Raw genomic sequence first — 16182 nt, 5'->3', positions numbered from 1 at the left:
AAAGTGGGCCGATAGGCCCCCTTTCTGCTCACATGCCGGGACGGCACACGAGGCAGCCCCGGTAGCCCGCCTCCCGTGCCGCGGCCGCCGACCGGAACGGCACCCGGTGGGCGTCGGTGATCCGGCGGGCGTGGTGGCACGACGGCAGGCACGCGATGCCGGTGGTGTCGCTCCCGATCAGCACCACCCCCGCCGTCGTGAAGCCGGCGAGGCGGTCGAGGTCCGCGCCCTCGGCCGCGAGCAGCCGGGCCTTCGCGGCCTCGCCGAGCATGTAGCGCCCCAGCGAGCCGTCGGCCCTCGTCACGCGGTGGCACGGGACGATCAGTGGGACCGGGTTCCGGGCGAGGACGGTGCCGACCGCCCGCACCGCCGCGGGGCGCCCCACCTCGCGGGCGACCCAGCCGTAGGGCCGGGTCTGTCCGGCCGGGATCGAGGCGGTCGCGTCGAGCACGTCGCGCTCGAACGACGAGCAGGCCCGCAGGTCGACCCGCGTGCGGGCGTCGATGGCCGGCACCGACCGGTCGTCGGGAACGAGCGGCCGCCCGAGGCGGCGGCGGTACTCGGCGCGGAAGCCGTCGGGGTCGTCGACCGGGCGCACGTAGGTGACGCCCTCGGTGGAGCGGGCGACGAGGACCTCCCCGAGGGGGCCCGTCGTCGTCGCGAAGGTGTCGACGACGCGGTCGGCGAGATCCTTCCCGACGTCGGGCGGGGTCAGGCGGGTGAGCAGCGGGTCGCTCATGGGGTGCTCCGATCGGCGGGGGCGAGCAGGGTGCGCAGGCGCGCGAGCCCGCGGGAGACGTGCGAGCGGGCCGTGCCCTCGCCGACCCCGAGGGCGGCGGCGACGGCCGGGACGTCGAGGTCGGCGACGTGGCGCAGGACGACGGCGTCGCGCTGGACGGCGGGCAGGGCGGCGAGGGCGGCCGCGAGCTCCGGGTCGGCGCGCGTCGCGACGTCGGCCGGGTCGGGTCCGGGCGCGGCCCGGTCCGGGACCGGGACGCCGGTGAGGGCGGGCCGGCGGGTGGCGGTGCGGATCGTGTTGCGGTGCTCGTTGAGCAGCACCGTCACCAGCCAACCGCGCGGTTCGAGGGCGGCGAGGCGCGCCGCGTCGTAGTCGCGCAGCGCCCGGAACGCCCGCAGGAACGCCTCGGCGGTGAGGTCCTCCGCGGCGGGCCGGTCGCCGGTGAGGCGCAGCGCCGTGCCGAGCAGCAGCCCCTGGTAGGTCCGCACGACGTCCGCGAACCCGAGGTCGAGGTCCGCGACGAGGGCGGCGCGCAGGTCGGTCGCGGTCCCGGTCACGACGAGCAGAACACCGGGTCAGGTCACGCCGTTGCGCCAGGCCCACGCGACCAGCGCCGGGCGTCCGTCGACGGCGAGCTTGGAGATGAGGTGGTTGACGTGGGTCTTGACCGTCGCCTCGCTGACGAACAGCTGCGACGCGACCTGCTGGTTCGACAGCCCCTGGGCGACCAGACGCAGCGTGTCCACCTCCCGGGCGGTCAGCCCGTCGGGGATCGACGGTGCCGGGGCCGGGGTCCCGGCCAGCGCGACCAGGCGGGCCTGGACGGCCGCGTCGAGCACCGAGCCGCCGGCGGCCACCGTGCGGATCGCGGCGCACAGGGCTTCGCCGGTGGTGTCCTTCGTCAGGTACCCGGCCGCGCCCGCGCGCAGGGCGGGGAGGACGGCGTCGTCCTCGGCGTAGGTGGTGAGCACGAGGACCCGCACGTCGGGGGCCTGCGCGGTGACCTCCGCGGTGACCTGGGCGCCGTCGAGCCCGGGCATCCGCAGGTCGACCAGCGCGACGTCGGGGCGCTCGCGCACGATGGTCGGGACCGCCTCGACGCCGTCCTTCGCCGTGGCGACCACGTCCAGGTCGTCGGCCGCACCGAGCAGCATGGAGAGCCCGTCGCGGACCACGGCCTGGTCGTCGGCGAGCACGATCCGGATCACGGGCGTCAGACTGCCACCCGGCCGGGGACCGGCGCCCGCAGCGTCACGCGCCACCCCCCGTCGTCGGGACCGGCCTGCAGCGTCCCGCCGACGAGCGCCGCGCGCTCGCGCAGCCCGACCAGGCCGTTCCCGCCTCCGTCGGCGCTCCGTCCCGACGACGGGTCCCCGGCTCCGTTGGTCACGTCGAGGACGAGCTCGTCGGCGACGTCCACCGTCACGGTCACCGCGGCTCCGGGCGCGTGGCGGGCGGCGTTGGTCAACGCCTCGCGGGTCGTGGCGTGGACGGCGTCGCGGAGATGCTCGCCGACGGCGTCGAGGTCGCCGGTGACCGTGAGGACGGCGCCGTGGGAGTCGACGAGGCGGTGGAGGTCGGCCGTCGTCGCGGCCGGGTTCTCCCGCAGGGCGGCCACCGCCTGCTTGGCCTCGGCGAGCCCGGAGCGGGCGAGGTCGGCGGCGGTGTCGACGGAAGTGAGCACGGCGTCGTCGGGCCCGAGCCGCTTGGCCAGGACCGCCCGGATCGCCTGAAGGTGCAGGGAGAGCCCGGAGAGGCTGTGGGCGAGCACGTCGTGCAGGTCGCGGGCGATCCGGGCGCGCTCCTGCGCGGCCGCGCCGGCGAGCTCCGCCTCGCGCAGGGCGTCCCGCTCGGCGAGCAGGGCGACGACGCGGACGTGCTCGCGCTGCAGGCGGGCGCGGTTGAGGGACTGGGACGCGAGCACCGGGAGGACGAGCCCGAGGAACAGGCCCCAGGGGGATTCGACGGCGAGCGCGAAGACGATCGACAGCACCACGCCGAAGAAGGTCACGAAGCCCCAGACGAGCCGGGGGTCGAGGACGATCCGCCCGAGGAGCCCGGCCGCGACGAACAGCGTCGCGTATGCGGCGCCGACCGGGACCAGGACGGTCGCGACGAGGCCCGCGACCGCACAGAGGGAGAGGAGCCCGGTCCGCCACCGGTCGCCCTCGGCGGCCGCGGTGGTGATGCGTGGATCGCGGGCCGCGGCGATCGCGCACACCGCCCCGACCAGCACGAACCCGCCGGCCAGGAGCGAGGCCCCGGTGAGCGGCCAGACGGTCCCGGCGACGAGGGAGAGCCACAGCACGGGGCGGAGCCGCTGCAGGAAGGCGGCGCGGGAGGAGCCCGGATCGACGTGCGGCACGCCCGCCGTCGTGAAGGCCGCGCGGGGTGGGGGCTCGCGGCGCTCAGTGGTCGTGGCGGTCACGACGTCGAGTGTGGACCCGCTCCTCCCCGGTGACGACGGTTCTCCACCCCGTCTCCACCCGGGGGTCGACGTGCCGGGGACCGCGGCGCACGACGCTCGTCATCACCAACGGACGAGAGGGGCGGGACCTGTGAACGGGATGCTGTCGGTGGTCATCGGGGTCGCGGTGCTGGGGTGGGTGATCTGGAACCAGGTGCGGGTCCGGGAGTTCACGCCGAAGCGGGTGCGGGTCGCCGGGATCCTCGGGATCGTCGGCGTCGTGGAGATCGCGCAGGCGACCGGTCTGGCGCAGGTGTCGACCCTGGGCTGGGTGCTGCTGGTGACCGGCCTGGCGGTCGGGGCGGCGCTCGGCCTGCTGCGGGCGGCGACGGTGAACCTCTGGGTGGCCGACGGGAAGGTGTTCACCCAGGGGCACTGGGGCACCGCGGCGTTGTGGCTCGTCGGGATCGGCGTGCACGTGGGGCTGGACGTGCTCGCGGGCGTGGTCGCGCCGTCGGCGGCGACGCTGAACTCGTCGAGCATCCTGCTGTTCATCGCGGTGAGCCTCGGCGCGCAGGGCCTCGTGACGATGCAGCGGGCGCGGTCCCTGCCGGGGGCGCCGGCGATGACGCTCGAGCGCGTGAGGTGACCGGAGTCCTCTCCGCCACCTCCAAGCTATAGCGGCTGACGGGGCTTGCGGCAAGACCCGGGTCGTGCCCCACGATCTCGGCTCGACGTCGCGGGGACGTCGCCGAGGGGGGCCGATGACCTACGTCCTGGACCTGCACGAGATCGACCGCAGCCGCATCGGCGAGGTGGGTGGGAAGGCTGCGAACCTCGGGGCTCTGACGCGGATCCCCGGGGTCCGCATCCCGCCCGGTTCCGCCGTGACGACGGCGGCGTTCCGGCGGGTGCTGGCGGGGTCTCCTGCGCTCGGGGACCGCATCGCGCGCCTCGGTGACCTGGCGCCCGACGACCGTGCCGCCATCGCGACGGCGAGCACCGCGATCCGGGAGGGGATCGTGCGGCTGCCCGTGCCCGACGACGTCGCCGCGGCGATCGCCGCTCTCGCGTCGGGGGACGGCCGGGTCGCGGTCCGCTCCAGCGCGACCGCCGAGGACCTCCCGACCGCCTCCTTCGCCGGGCAGCAGGACTCCTTCCTCGACGTCCCCGTCGCGGAGGTGCCCGAGTACGTGCGGCGGTGCTGGGCCTCGCTGTTCACCGACCGCGCGACCACCTACCGGCTCCGGCAGGGCATCGACCACCGCGCGGTGGCGATGGCCGTGGTCGTGCAGGAGATGGTGCCGGCGGAGGCCTCGGGCGTGCTGTTCACGGCCGACCCCGTGACCTCGCACCGGCGAACAGCCGCCGTGGAGGCCGTCGCCGGGCTCGGGGAGGCCCTGGTCTCCGGCGTCGCCGAGCCGGACCGGTGGACCGTCCGCGACGGGGCCGTGCTCGAGGCCCCCGGGACCGGGGTCCTCACCGAGGAGCAGGTCGTGGCCCTCGTGGAGCTGGGCCGCCGGATCGAGGCGGCCCTCGGGGGCCCGCAGGACATCGAGTGGTGCCGGGCCGACGGCGGGTTCGCGGTGGTCCAGAGCCGACCGATCACCACGCTGTTCCCGGTCCCACCGGTCGGGGACGACCGGCTGCACGTCTACGTGTCGGTCGGACACCAGCAGATGATGACCGGCGCCATGACCCCGCTCGGGCTCTCGGTCTGGCAGCTGACGACGCCCCGACCGATGGCGGAGGCCAGCAGCCGCCTGTTCGTCGACGTGACGGCCGCCCTGGCCTCGCCCACCGGCCGCGAGGTGCTGCTCGACGTCATGGGCCGGGGGGACCCGCTGGTCCGGGACGCGCTGGAGTCCGTGCTCGCGCGCGGGGAGATCGACCCCGCCGCCGACGACGGGCGGGGAGCCCCGCCTGCGGGGCAGGAGATGCTCGACGCCGACCCCGCCGTGGTCGCCGAGCTGGTCGCCGCGGCGCAGGCCTCCGTCGCGACCGCGGCCCGCGAGATCCGGGCCCGCCACGGCGCGGACCTGTTCGCGTTCGTCCGCTCCGATCTCGGCGAGCTCCGGCGTCTCCTGTTCGACCCGCGGAGCCACCGGGTCTTCACGACGGCGATGGACGCGGCCTTCTGGCTCGACGAGCACCTGGCGGTGTGGCTGGGGGAGACGCACGTGTCCGACACCCTGACCCTCGCCGTGCCCGACGACGTCACCTCGCAGATGGGGACGGCCCTCCTGGACGTCGCCGACGTCGTCCGGGACTCCCCGGCGGTCGTGACCTTCCTCCGGGGGCTCGGGGACGACGACGGGCTGGACGGGCTGCTCGACGTCGAGGGCGGTCGCGCGGCCCACGACGCGCTGCAGGCGTTCCTCGACGCCTACGGCGCGCGCTGCGTCGGCGAGATCGACATCAGCCGGCCCCGGTGGGCCGACCGTCCCGCGACCCTCGTCCCGGTCCTCCTCGGACACGTCGAGCACGCGGAGCCCGGCGCCGGCGCGCGCCGCGTCCAGGAGGGACGCCGGATGGCGCAGCAGAAGCGGGAGGAGGTGCTCGCGCGGCTGCGGGAGCGTCCCGACGGCGAGGAGGAGGCCGCCGCGGCCGCTGCGATGATCGACCGGCTGCGCACCTTCATCGGCTATCGCGAGTACCCGAAGTTCGCGATGATCCGGCGCTACGCCCTCTACCGCCGGGCGCTGTGGGACGAGGCGGCGCGCCTCGTCGCGGCGGGCGTGCTCGATCGGGCCGACGACGTCGCGCTGCTGCGCTTCGACGAGCTCGAGGACGTGGCCCGCACGGGCCGGGTGGACCGGGACCTCCTCGAGCAGCGGCGGCAGGAGCTCGCCGTCGCGCGGACGCTGAGCCCGCCGCGGGTGCTCACCTCCGACGGCGAGGCGCTCTCCGGGGCGTTCCGCCGGGACGACCTGCCGCCCGGTGCGCTCGCCGGCCTGCCGGTGTCGCGGGGGGTCGTCGAGGGCCGCGCCCGCGTGGTGCTCGACCTCGCGGACGCCGTGTTCGCGCCCGGCGACGTCCTGGTCACCGCCTTCACCGACCCCAGCTGGTCCCCGGCCTTCGTCGCGGTCGCCGGCCTGGTCACCGAGGTCGGCGGCACCATGACCCACGGCGCCGTCGTCGCCCGGGAGTACGGCCTGCCGGCCGTCGTCGGGGTCGAGGGCGCCACGCGACGGATCGTCGACGGGCAGCGCATCCGGGTCGACGGGACGAACGGGTCGGTCGAGCTCCTGGGGGCGTGAGGCGGACGGGTCAGCGGACCAGGCCCGCACGGAACGCCAGGGCCACCGCCTGCACGCGGTCCCGCGAGCCGGTCTTGGCGAGGACGTGCCCGACGTGGGTCTTCACCGTGGCCTCGCTGACGACGTGGCGCTCGGCGATCTCGGCGTTGGTGAGGCCCTCGCCCATGAGCACGAGCACCTCCCGCTCGCGGGGCGTGAGGTGCTCGAGCTCAGGGGTGTCCACCGGGTCGGCGACCGGCGCCGGACCCGCCAGCAGGGGCGCGGCGTGGGCCAGGAGCCGGCGGGTGGAGACCGGGTCGATCACGGAGTCGCCGCGGGCCACGGTGCGGACCGCCTCGATGAGGTCCTCGGGGGCCGCGTCCTTGAGCAGGAAGCCGCTGGCCCCCGCGGCGATGGCGGCGGTGACCGACTCGTCGAGGTCGAACGTCGTGAGCACCACGATCCGGACGCCGGGGTGAGCGGCGACGGCACGCCGCGTCGCCTCGATCCCGTCGAGCACCGGCATGCGCACGTCCATGAGGACGACGTCCACCTCGGTGGTCGCGAGCAGGTCGAGCGCCTCCTGCCCGTCGCCGGCCTGCGCGACCACCGTGAGGTCGGGCGCCGACTCCAGGACCATCGCGAACCCGGCCCGCACCAGCTGCTGGTCGTCCACCAGCAGGACGCGGAGCGCGCTCACCGGGCCGCCGCCGGCAGGGGCAGCCGCAGCCGCACCGCGAACCCGCCGTCGGGACGGGGCCCGGAGTCCAGCGAGCCGCCCTGCAGCGCCGCGCGCTCGCGCATGCCGAGGAGGCCGTAGCCGTCGCGGGTGGCGGCGGGGCGCGCGCCGCGCGGTCCGTCGTCGCGCACCGCGACCTCGAGTTCGGGCCCCCAGGCGAGCGTGACGCGGGTCGGCGTCGCGACGCCGGCGTGCTTGACCACGTTGGTGAGGCCCTCCTGCACGACGCGGTAGACGGTCAGCCCGGCGCCGGCGGGCAGGGCCCGCGGGGAGCCGGTGACGTCGAGGGAGACGGGCAGTCCGCCCGCGCGGACCTGGGCGACCAGGGCCGGGACGTCGTCGACGGTCGGCGGCGTCGCGTCGGACTCGTCGTCGGGACCCTCGCGCAGGGTGCTCAGCAGCCCGCGGATGTCGCCGAGGGCCCCACGTCCGGCGTCGGCGATGCCGGCCAGGACCTCGACGGCCCGCTGCGGGTCCTGCGCCGCGGCGAACCGCCCGCCGTCGGCCTGGGCGATGATCCCGGAGAGCGAGTGTCCGACGATGTCGTGCACCTCGCGGGAGATACGGGAGCGCTCGGCCAACAGCTCCAGCCGGACCTCCCGACGACGGCCCTCCTCGAGCAGGCGGGCGCGCTCGCGGAGCTGCCCGACCGAGCGCAGCTGCGCCCGGCGCAGGGCACCGAGCAGCCAGACGATGACCCCGAAGAGGGCGCCGATGATCGCGAGGACGCCGGCCGCCGACCCGACGCCCGGCGCCCCGAGCCGCAGGGTGAACGGCAGCACGGCGCCGAGCACCAGCACCGCGGCGGCGACCGGCCCGGCCCAGCGCGGGCCGTACACCACGACCGAGTAGCCGATCACGAGGACGGGCAGGAGGATCGTCGCGCTGACGCCGGGCAGGACGACCATGGTGATCGCGGCGGCGACGGCGACCCCGACGGCGATCGGAAGTGGGTACCGGCGTCGGAGGACCACGGGCAGCGCGAACAGCACGGCGCAGACGAGCCCGGCGACGCGGTCCACCCGCGCCACGTGGCCGTCCGTCGCCCAGCCCAGGGAGACGGCGGCGACCGCGGCGGCGAGCACGGCGTCGACCGCGACCGGGCGGCGGCGGACGGCGGCGACGGCCCGGTCGAGCCAGGAGGGTCGTTCTCCGACGGTGGTCATGACCTGCGACATCGTGCCTCACCCGGCCTGCGGGGTGCGCTCGACGACGGTCTGCGCGATCACGTCGCCCGTCCGCTGGCGCTGCGGGGTCCGCCACATGACGACGACGCCGACGAGCCCGAGGGCGATGAGGTCGACGGGCAGGAGCACCGCCCGCACGAGCTGACGGAGGAACCCGACCCGCCCGCGGTGCCCGGCGTCGCGGACCCGCATCCCGAGCACGGCCATCCCGGGCGTCCGGCCCGCGACCGCCGGCACGACCGCGAGGACCAGCACGTAGAACAGCGGGATCGCGACGTTCTGGACCCCCGGGTAGGGCACCGGGAACAGACGGACCAGGTGCCCGCCGTGCTCGAGCCACCACACGCCGAGCCCGAGGACGGCCACGAGGCCGACGTCGAGCACGAACCCCAGGACGCGCCGGGAGATCGAGGCGAGCGGGGCGGGCGGGGCGGGCGCGAGCGGGGGGACCGCGGTGATCGACACGAGGAGCTCCTCGGGCGTGGGCACCGTGGACCGGTGCCGTGTGTCGTCCACGATGATCGTCCGCGGGCCGGAGATCCTCGGCCCACGGGACGATCTCCGGTCTCCACCCGTGGGGGGAGACGTCAGGGGCAGAACGACCGCACAGCCCGTTCCAGCCCCCGCCGGTGCAGCGAGTCGAGCGACCGCGCCGCCGCGACGCGCACCGCCGCCGAGGTCACCTCGCCCCGGCAGACCGGGTCCGTGCGCGCGGGCTGCGCGGAGGCCAGGGTGTCGACGAGGCGCGGGGTGACGGCGTCGAGGGTCGTGCGGACGGCGGCGAGGTCGGGCGGCGTGGTCGGCGCCGTCGCGGGGCGGTCGGTCCAGTCCTCGAGCAGGCCGTACTGCACGACCTTGCTCGCGGCGATCTGGTCGCCGACCACCGCGGCCACCTCCGCGGGGTCCAGACGACGGGTCGATCCGGCCGCGGCCGCGGCGTCGAGGACGACCCGTTCCCGGGCCGGGTCCTCGACGCCCGCCTTCGAGACGTACTTCGAGGCCGCGACGGTGTCCGCCGTCGCGAGCCGGTCGGCGACCACCCCGACGACGGGGTCCCAGGGCCCGGCTGCGGCGTTCGGGGACGCGATGGTGCCGCACCCGGCGCAGCATGCGAGCAGCGCCAGGAGGACCAGCCGTCGGGTCATGGTCGATCAGCGTAGGGACCCGGGCGGGTCAGGCCCGACGGAGGGCGATCACGCTGCCCTCCTGGTCGGCCGCGACGTACACGGTGCCGTCCTCGTCGACCTCGACACCGGCGAACGGGGCGATCGGTCCGGGGATCATCATCGGCAGGCCGTTCACGGTCGGACGCAGCGTGCCGTCCTCGCCGACCGGCAGCTCGTCCGCCACGACGTGGCGTCCGCCGCCGTCGAACGGCAGCCACACCACCCGGCGGTGACCGACCTCGCAGACCAGCAGCCCCTCACCGTCCACGGCGATGCCCTGCGGGATGCTCAGGTCGTCGGCGAACACCGTGGGGGTCGAGCCGGCCGTGATCAGCTCGACGGTGCCCCGGGCCTCGTCGGAGACGTAGACGCGGCCGTCGGCGGTCACCGCGACGTCGCTCGGACGGCCGAGCCCCGTCGCGAGCTCCACGGTCTCGCCGGGCCGCGGCAGCTCGAGCACCCGCCCACCCCCGGAGTCGGCCACCACCACGCCGTCCCCCCGGGCCGCGACGCCCGTGCACTCACCGAGCCCCTCGGCCCACGTCTCGGACGACGTCCACGATCCGGCGGCGTGGCGGGTGACCATGCCGAGGTTGTTGGTCACGAACATCGCCGTGCGGTCCGGGGACGCGCAGACCCCGCGGACGTAGCCGGGGAAGCCCGGGTCCGTGATCTTGTCCGTCCGTTCCAGGGTCAGGTCCGCGGTGATGCGCGCGGCGCCAAGACCGTCCGCGACACAGAGGCCGGCCGTGGTGGCCGCGAGCCCGTAGGGCGCCATCAGGCCCGGGGCCACGATCTCCCGCGACCTGCCGTCGGGAAGGAGCTCGTACACCGCCCCGTCGATGTAGTACGAGGCGAAGAGGCGACCGTCCGCGGTGAGATCGAGGTTGTCCATCCCGGGCCGGCCGTGTCCCACCGTCTCGGTGACGGACGTCGCCGGGTCGAAGGCCACGACCTCGCCCGAACCGCCGAGGCCGACGTAGATGCGGCCGTCGGGTCCGGTACGGCAGGAGCACGGTGCGGCGAGGCCCTCCAGGACGATCTCGACCTCGCCGCCGTCGACCGACACCCGGGCGACCTGCCCGGCGAAGGGCAGCGCGGTGTAGAGGAGCCGGTCCGGCCCGATCGTCAGGCCGTTCGGTCCGTCGAGGTCCGCGGCCACGAGGCGGGCGGGCCGGTCGTCGCGGTACACCTCGAGGATCGATCCGCCGGGGATGAACTGGCCCACGAAGATGCGGTCCTCGAAGACGGTGATGCCGTTGGCGCCGAGGACGTCGTCGGCGACGACGGTGTAGACCCCGTCGCGGAGGGCGGTGACGCGGGCGTCCATGCACTCGGCCACGTAGAGGACGCCCTCGCTGTCGAAGGCGAGGTCGTCCGGCGAGACGATGGCGCTCCCGCGTGCGGAGACCACGGTGACCTCGCCGGTGTCGGGGTCGATCCGCGAGACCTGGTTGCCGAAGGCGGAGGCGTTGTACAGCGCTCCGTCCGGGCCGATGCGCAGCCCGTTCGCGCCGCCGATGGGCCGAGCCGGCGTCCGGCCCAGCACCCGCCAGCGTGGTGCGAGGTCCGGGCGAGTGTCGTCGACGGTCATGCACGACTCCTGTGTCGAGTAGGTGGCCCGCCCCGCCGGGATGTGGTGAAGTGAACTCGTTTCAGTCGAAGGTCGTCACGACGGGAGTGCGGCATGCCGGAGACGGGGCGGCGGGTCGTCGTCACCGGAGGGGGCAGCGGGATCGGACGTGCGGTGGTCGAGCAGCTCGCCGACGACGGCGCGCGGGTCGCGACGCTGGACCTGCGCGCTCCGGCGCCCTCGCCGGTCCTCCCGGACGGCGTGGTGCTGCCCCTGACCTGCGACGTCGCGGACGAGCACGCGGTCGAAGCGGCTGTCGAGCAGGCGGCCGCCTGGATGGGTGGGGTGGACCGGCTCGTCACCTGCGCCGGCGTGACCGACGGGTCGCCGACGGACGAGATGAGCCTGGGGACCTGGCGTCGCCTGCTCGACGTGAACCTCACGGGCACCTTCCTCGCCGTCCGCGCCTGCCTGCCCCATCTCCTGCGCGAGGAGGCTGCAGCGGTGGTCACCGTCGCCTCGGTCGGGGGTCTCGTCGCCGCGGGCCGGTCGGCCGCCTACGACGCCACGAAGGGCGGGGTGGTCGCCCTCAGCCGGAGCCTCGCCGCCGAGTACGCCGACCGCGGACTCCGGGTGAACTGCGTGTGTCCCGGTCTCGTCGCCACCGACCTCGCGGCGAACAGCGCGGCCGACCCGGCGGGCCTGTCGTCCGTCCCGCGCACGGCGATCGCGGGCCGGGTGACGCCCCTGCTGCGACGCCCGGGCTCCCCGGGGGAGATCGCCGCCATGGTCGCATTCCTGCTCTCCGACCGGGCCGCCTTCACCACCGGCGCGTCCATCGCGGTCGACGGCGGCTACACCGCGGTCTGACCGTCACTACGACATCCGTTCCTCGAAGGAGAGGCACACCGTGCTCGCGTATCGGATGACCGCGCCGGGATCGGCGGAACTGCGGGACGTCGATGTCCCCGAGACCGGCCCGGGGCAGGTCCGCCTCGACGTCCTCGCGGCCGGGGTCTGCCACTCCGACCTCGCCGTCCTGCACGGTGGTGCAGCGGCGCGTTGGGAGCTGCCGTTCACCCTCGGGCACGAGACGTGCGGCCGGGTCGCGGCGTTGGGGGAGGGGGTCGAGGACCTGGCGGTCGGGCAGCAGGTCGTCGTGCACGCCCCCTTCGGCTGCGGGCACTGCCCACGCTGCGCCGCGGGCCGCACGAACTACTGCGACCTCCGGGCGAGCCTGCCCGCCGCGGGTCTCGGGCTCGGTCTCGACGGCGGGATGGCGGAGGCGATGGTCCTCGACCGGGCCCGGGTGGTGCCCGCGGACGGGCTGGACCCCGTGGTGGCCGCGACGCTGACCGACGCCGGGCTCACCTCGTTCCACGCGGTCCAGGGCGCCCGCGAGGCGCTCGCCGAGCCGGACGCGCTCGCCGTGGTGATCGGCGTGGGGGGTCTCGGGCACCTGGCGATCGGCCTGCTCCGGGCGCTCGGGCCGGCGACGGTCGTCGCGGTCGACACCCGGGAGGAGGCGCTCGGCCTGGCCCGGGAGTGCGGCGCGGACGTCGCGGTGCTGCCCGGCGACGCCGCCGCGGCGGTGGCGGGCGCCGGGGGCCACGGCGCCGACGTCGTCTTCGACTTCGCGGGGGCGCAGAGCAGCCTGGACCTCGCGGTCTCCCTGCTCCGGACGGCGGGTGAGCTGGTCGTCGTCGGGAGCGGCGGCGGGGCGCTCACGGTGTCCAAGCCCGGGGTGCTGCCCTCCGGGGCCGTGGTGCGCGTGCCGTTCTGGGGGTCGCGGCCCGAGCTCGAGGCCGTCGTCGGGGTGGCCCGGGGCGGGGCGCTCACGCCCCGGACCACGATCTACCCGCTCACGGACGCGGACCGCGCCTTCGACGACCTCCGGGGAGGCCGGCTGCTCGGCCGCGCGGTCCTGGTGCCGGCCACGGGGTGAGCGGGACGCCGCGACCGTGTCCGTCGGACACGGTCGCGGCAGGGCGGGTCGGCAGGCAGCGCCGGACCCGCTCTACCGGGCCGCCCAGCCGCCGTCGACGTAGAGCTCCGAGCCCGTGGTGTAGGCGGAGTCCGCGCTCGCGAGGAACGCGACGGCGGCGGCGACCTCCTCCGCACGCCCGAGGCGTCCCATCGGCGTGTTCGCCAGCATCGCGGCGTGCCGGTCGGTGCCCTCGTAGCGCTCGAGCAGGGGAGCGGTGCCGATGAACGCGGGCACCACCGCGTTGACCCGGACCCCGCGCTGCGCCCAGTGCAGCGCGGCGTTCATCGTCATGGCCCGGACCGCGCCCTTGGCCGCGGCGTAGGAGAAGCTGTTGGCGAGCCCGCCGGTCGCCCCGAGGATCGAGGCGACGTTCACGATCGCGCCGCCGCCACTGCCCTCGATCACCGGGCCGACGTGCTGCATGCCGAGCCAGGTGCCGAGCTGGTCGACCGCGACGACCTGGTCCCAGCGCTCGCGGGTCTCGGTCTCGACGGTGCCGAGGCTGCCGATCCCCGCGTTGTTGACGAGCCCGTGCACCGCGCCCCACCGGTCCCGCACGGCGTCGACCGTGCGGGACCAGGCGTCGGGGTCGGCGACGTCGAGGACGGCGACGAGCGTGTCGCCGGCCAGGGTCTCGGCGAGGTCGGTCAACGCCCCCTCGTCGACGTCGGTGAGCGCCACCGAGGCGCCCTCCTCGACGAGCCGCTGCGCGATCGCGCGGCCGAGGCCGCCGGAGGCGCCGGTCAGGACGATCCGGCGCCCCTCGAGTCCCCGCACGGCGTCAGCGGTCCGCGGCGGCGGGCACCGGGGTGGCGTCGCTCCCGTCCGGGGTGCCGTTCGCGAGCCGCTCGCCGGCGCTCTCCCGGACCGCGAGCAGGACGAGGAGTCCGACCACGGCGGCGAACACGGCGTAGAAGGCCGGGGCGATCGTCACGCCGGTGGCGGCGACGAGGGAGGTCGCCACCAGCGAGGCCGTGCCGGTCCCGATGATGCCGCCGAGGTTGAAGCCCAGCGAGACCCCCGAGTACCGCACGCGCGTCGGGAACTGCTCGGCGTACATCGTGTAGACGACGCCCTGCTGGACGGCGAACGGCACGTTGAGCACGAGCGCGGCGATGATCGCGAGCAGGAGCGAGTTCTGCTGCATGAGCCAGAAGCAGGGCACCGACAGCACGACGAAGCCGATCATGCCGGTGGCGGCCACCCGCTTGCGGCCGAAGCGGTCGCTCAGGGCGCCGGCCCAGGGGATGAGCCCCATCGGCACCAGGATGATGAGCACCGTCAGCCACAGGCTGCTCGAGAGCGAGTACTTGAGCACCCCCGAGAGGTGGACGACCAGGTAGACCGAGGCGAGGGCGCCCGTCGTCAGGGTCGAGTAGGCCAGGCCGATGATGCGCAGCAGGCTGCCCTTGTGGTCGCGGACGACCTCGGTGAGCGGTGCCTTGGGCGGGGCCGACTCCTCGACCATCCTGAGGAACAGCGGCGAGTCCTCGACCTTGAGGCGGTAGATCACGGCGGCGACGAGCAGCGGTGCGGCGATGAGGAAGGGGATGCGCCAGCCCCAGCTCGCCATCTGCTCGGCGGTCGTCAGCGCGCTCACGGTCCCGACGACGGCGGCCGCGCCGGCGAGGCCGATCGCGACCCCGATGGACGTCGAGGAGCCGAACAGGCCGCGTCGCTTGGACGGCGCGGACTCGGTGGACAGCGACACGGCACCGCCGACCTCGCCGCCGGCCGAGAGTCCCTGCAGCAGACGCAGGACGGTCAGCAGGATCGGCGCCGCGACGCCGATGGAGGCGTACGTGGGCAGCAGGCCGGTCAGCGTGGTCGCGATCCCCATGAGGGCGACGGTCGCGAGCAGCACCGTGCGGCGTCCCCGCCGGTCGCCGATGCGGCCGAAGATCAGGCCCCCGAGCGGCCGGATCACGTACGCGCCGGCGATCACCCCGAGGGTCGACAGGAGCGCCACGAAACCCTGGGTGGCGGGGAAGAACAGCTTCGCGAGGACCACCGCGAGGGAGCCGTAGATCGCGAAGTCGTAGTACTCGATGGCGGTGCCCACGGCCGCTGCCGTGCTGGCCCGGCGGGCGACCACCTCCCGGTCGGTCCGGGTGCTCGTCGTCATGCGGCGCTCCTTCGCGCTCGGCGCCGGGGACCCGTCGTCCTCGACGAGACGTGACGGTAGACACTGAACTGACATCAGTTCAACCCCGAGTTTCGGCGACGCGAGGGGTTGACATCGAACTCGGTTCAGCTCAAGCTTCGACCTGAACTCAGTTCAACTTGGGAGGCTCCGAATGGCAGTCGAGGACGACATCCAGTTCGAGCGCGACGGGCACATCGCCCGGGTCTGGTTCAACCGGCCGCACAAGCGCAACTGCATCACGGTGCCGATGCTGCACCGGCTCGACGAGATCATCACCGAGATCGAGGGTGACGACGAGATCCGCGCCGTGGTGGTCCGCGGCCGCGGCAACACCTTCTCCTCGGGCTTCGACCTGGACAGCCTGCAGTCGGACTTCATCGGCTCGAGCACGGCGATGGACGTCGCCGTCGTCTCGGCGAAGGTGTGCGACCGCTTCTACAACATGTCGAAGCCGTCGGTCGCGGTCCTCGAGGGCTACGTGACCGCGGGTGGCTTCGAGGTCATGATCTCGTGCGACTTCGCGATCGCGGACGACGCCGCGCTGATCGGCGACTTCCACATCCGTCGCGCCCTGTTCGGCGGCGCGGGCCCGATCTACCGGCTGCCCCGCATGATCGGCATCCGCAAGACGAAGGAGCTCATGCTCACCGGCAAGCTCCTCACGGGCAAGGAGGCCGCCGACTTCGACCTCGTCAACACGAGCGCGCCGGCCGACCAGCTCGACGCCACCGTCGAGGAGTTCGTCAGCCACCTGACGGACAAGAGCCCGTTCCAGATGAAGCTCACCAAGATGGCGGTCGACCGTGGCCTCGACGCCGACATCGCCTCGCTGATGGTGCTCGAGCACCTGGCGGTCGGCGTCACGTTGAACTCCGACGACGCCGCCGAGGGCGTGTCCGCCTTCCTGGAGAAGCGCGACCCGAAGTGGACCGGCCGCTGAGCCGGTCCTGATCGACGCCGGCGGCCCGCTCGGGCTGCCGGCGGGGCCGCCCGGGCCGA

General features: G+C 75.0%; 16 protein-coding genes. 5 read left to right on the top strand and 11 right to left on the bottom strand.

The window, feature by feature from the left end:
- Window positions 1-28: 28 nt before the first annotated feature.
- Genes BJ983_RS08800 through BJ983_RS32180 form a run of 4 tightly spaced genes read right to left on the bottom strand, consistent with a single transcriptional unit; the run spans window position 29 to window position 3167 of the window.
- Window positions 29-739 carry a methylated-DNA--[protein]-cysteine S-methyltransferase gene (locus BJ983_RS08800; protein WP_179793465.1) on the bottom strand — a complete coding sequence of 237 codons (711 nt, stop codon included), beginning with the start codon at window positions 737-739 and terminating at the stop codon, window positions 29-31.
- The gene (locus BJ983_RS08795; protein ID WP_179793464.1) at window positions 736-1296 is read right to left on the bottom strand and encodes a sigma-70 family RNA polymerase sigma factor; all 561 of its coding nucleotides are present in this window, start codon (window positions 1294-1296) and stop codon (window positions 736-738) included. Before BJ983_RS08795 ends, BJ983_RS08800 begins: the two co-directional genes overlap by 4 nt.
- A gap of 18 nt (window positions 1297-1314) precedes the next feature.
- Window positions 1315-1947 carry a response regulator gene (locus tag BJ983_RS08790; RefSeq protein ID WP_179793463.1) on the bottom strand — a complete coding sequence of 211 codons (633 nt, stop codon included), beginning with the start codon at window positions 1945-1947 and terminating at the stop codon, window positions 1315-1317.
- A gap of 5 nt (window positions 1948-1952) precedes the next feature.
- Entirely contained in the window at window positions 1953-3167 is a 1215-nt protein-coding gene (locus tag BJ983_RS32180) for a histidine kinase (protein WP_179793462.1), read from the bottom strand.
- 130 nt (window positions 3168-3297) lie between these two features.
- On the opposite strand from BJ983_RS32180, the gene BJ983_RS08780 reads away from it, so the two are divergent.
- Entirely contained in the window at window positions 3298-3795 is a 498-nt protein-coding gene (locus BJ983_RS08780) for a hypothetical protein (RefSeq protein ID WP_179793461.1), read from the top strand.
- A 115-nt stretch (window positions 3796-3910) separates the two neighbouring features.
- The gene (locus BJ983_RS08775) at window positions 3911-6406 is read left to right on the top strand and encodes a phosphoenolpyruvate synthase (protein WP_179793460.1); all 2496 of its coding nucleotides are present in this window, start codon (window positions 3911-3913) and stop codon (window positions 6404-6406) included.
- A gap of 10 nt (window positions 6407-6416) precedes the next feature.
- Here BJ983_RS08775 and BJ983_RS08770 read toward each other — a convergent pair whose 3' ends face one another.
- The 5 genes from BJ983_RS08770 to BJ983_RS08750 form a co-directional block, all read right to left on the bottom strand.
- Window positions 6417-7085, bottom strand: coding sequence for a response regulator transcription factor (locus BJ983_RS08770; protein ID WP_343053915.1), 669 nt, complete (start codon window positions 7083-7085; stop codon window positions 6417-6419).
- Window positions 7082-8290 carry a sensor histidine kinase gene (locus tag BJ983_RS08765; protein WP_179793459.1) on the bottom strand — a complete coding sequence of 403 codons (1209 nt, stop codon included), beginning with the start codon at window positions 8288-8290 and terminating at the stop codon, window positions 7082-7084. The genes BJ983_RS08770 and BJ983_RS08765 overlap by 4 nt, the downstream gene beginning before the upstream one ends.
- An 18-nt stretch (window positions 8291-8308) precedes the next feature.
- Window positions 8309-8827, bottom strand: coding sequence for an RDD family protein (locus tag BJ983_RS08760; RefSeq protein ID WP_179793458.1), 519 nt, complete (start codon window positions 8825-8827; stop codon window positions 8309-8311).
- A gap of 71 nt (window positions 8828-8898) precedes the next feature.
- A complete protein-coding gene (locus BJ983_RS08755) occupies window positions 8899-9456 on the bottom strand; it encodes a chorismate mutase (RefSeq protein ID WP_179793457.1) in 558 nt (185 codons plus the stop codon).
- 28 nt (window positions 9457-9484) lie between these two features.
- The gene (locus BJ983_RS08750; protein ID WP_179793456.1) at window positions 9485-11071 is read right to left on the bottom strand and encodes an NHL repeat-containing protein; all 1587 of its coding nucleotides are present in this window, start codon (window positions 11069-11071) and stop codon (window positions 9485-9487) included.
- Window positions 11072-11164: 93 nt separating this feature from the next.
- Between BJ983_RS08750 and BJ983_RS08745 the strand changes: the two genes are divergently transcribed.
- Complete coding sequence (locus tag BJ983_RS08745; protein WP_179793455.1) at window positions 11165-11920, top strand: SDR family NAD(P)-dependent oxidoreductase; 756 nt, start codon at window positions 11165-11167, stop codon at window positions 11918-11920.
- Between the two features lie 55 nt (window positions 11921-11975).
- The gene (locus tag BJ983_RS08740) at window positions 11976-12995 is read left to right on the top strand and encodes an alcohol dehydrogenase catalytic domain-containing protein (RefSeq protein WP_179797537.1); all 1020 of its coding nucleotides are present in this window, start codon (window positions 11976-11978) and stop codon (window positions 12993-12995) included.
- A gap of 72 nt (window positions 12996-13067) precedes the next feature.
- Here the strand turns inward: BJ983_RS08740 and BJ983_RS08735 are convergent, their stop codons facing one another.
- Together BJ983_RS08735 and BJ983_RS08730 are read right to left on the bottom strand one after the other, a co-directional pair.
- The gene (locus BJ983_RS08735) at window positions 13068-13814 is read right to left on the bottom strand and encodes an SDR family oxidoreductase (RefSeq protein WP_179793454.1); all 747 of its coding nucleotides are present in this window, start codon (window positions 13812-13814) and stop codon (window positions 13068-13070) included.
- 4 nt (window positions 13815-13818) lie between these two features.
- On the bottom strand, window positions 13819-15162 hold the full coding sequence (locus tag BJ983_RS08730) for an MFS transporter (protein ID WP_179793453.1): 1344 nt from the start codon (window positions 15160-15162) through the stop codon (window positions 13819-13821).
- A gap of 172 nt (window positions 15163-15334) precedes the next feature.
- On the opposite strand from BJ983_RS08730, the gene BJ983_RS08725 reads away from it, so the two are divergent.
- Entirely contained in the window at window positions 15335-16123 is a 789-nt protein-coding gene (locus BJ983_RS08725) for an enoyl-CoA hydratase/isomerase family protein (protein WP_179793452.1), read from the top strand.
- Window positions 16124-16182 lie beyond the last annotated feature (59 nt).

The sequence above is a fragment of the Actinomycetospora corticicola genome (genome assembly GCF_013409505.1).
In the GTDB taxonomy this organism is placed as follows: Bacteria; Actinomycetota; Actinomycetes; order Mycobacteriales; family Pseudonocardiaceae; genus Actinomycetospora; species Actinomycetospora corticicola.
Note: the sequence above shows the minus strand (reverse complement) of the source record. Positions and strands in the feature narration are given on the sequence as shown.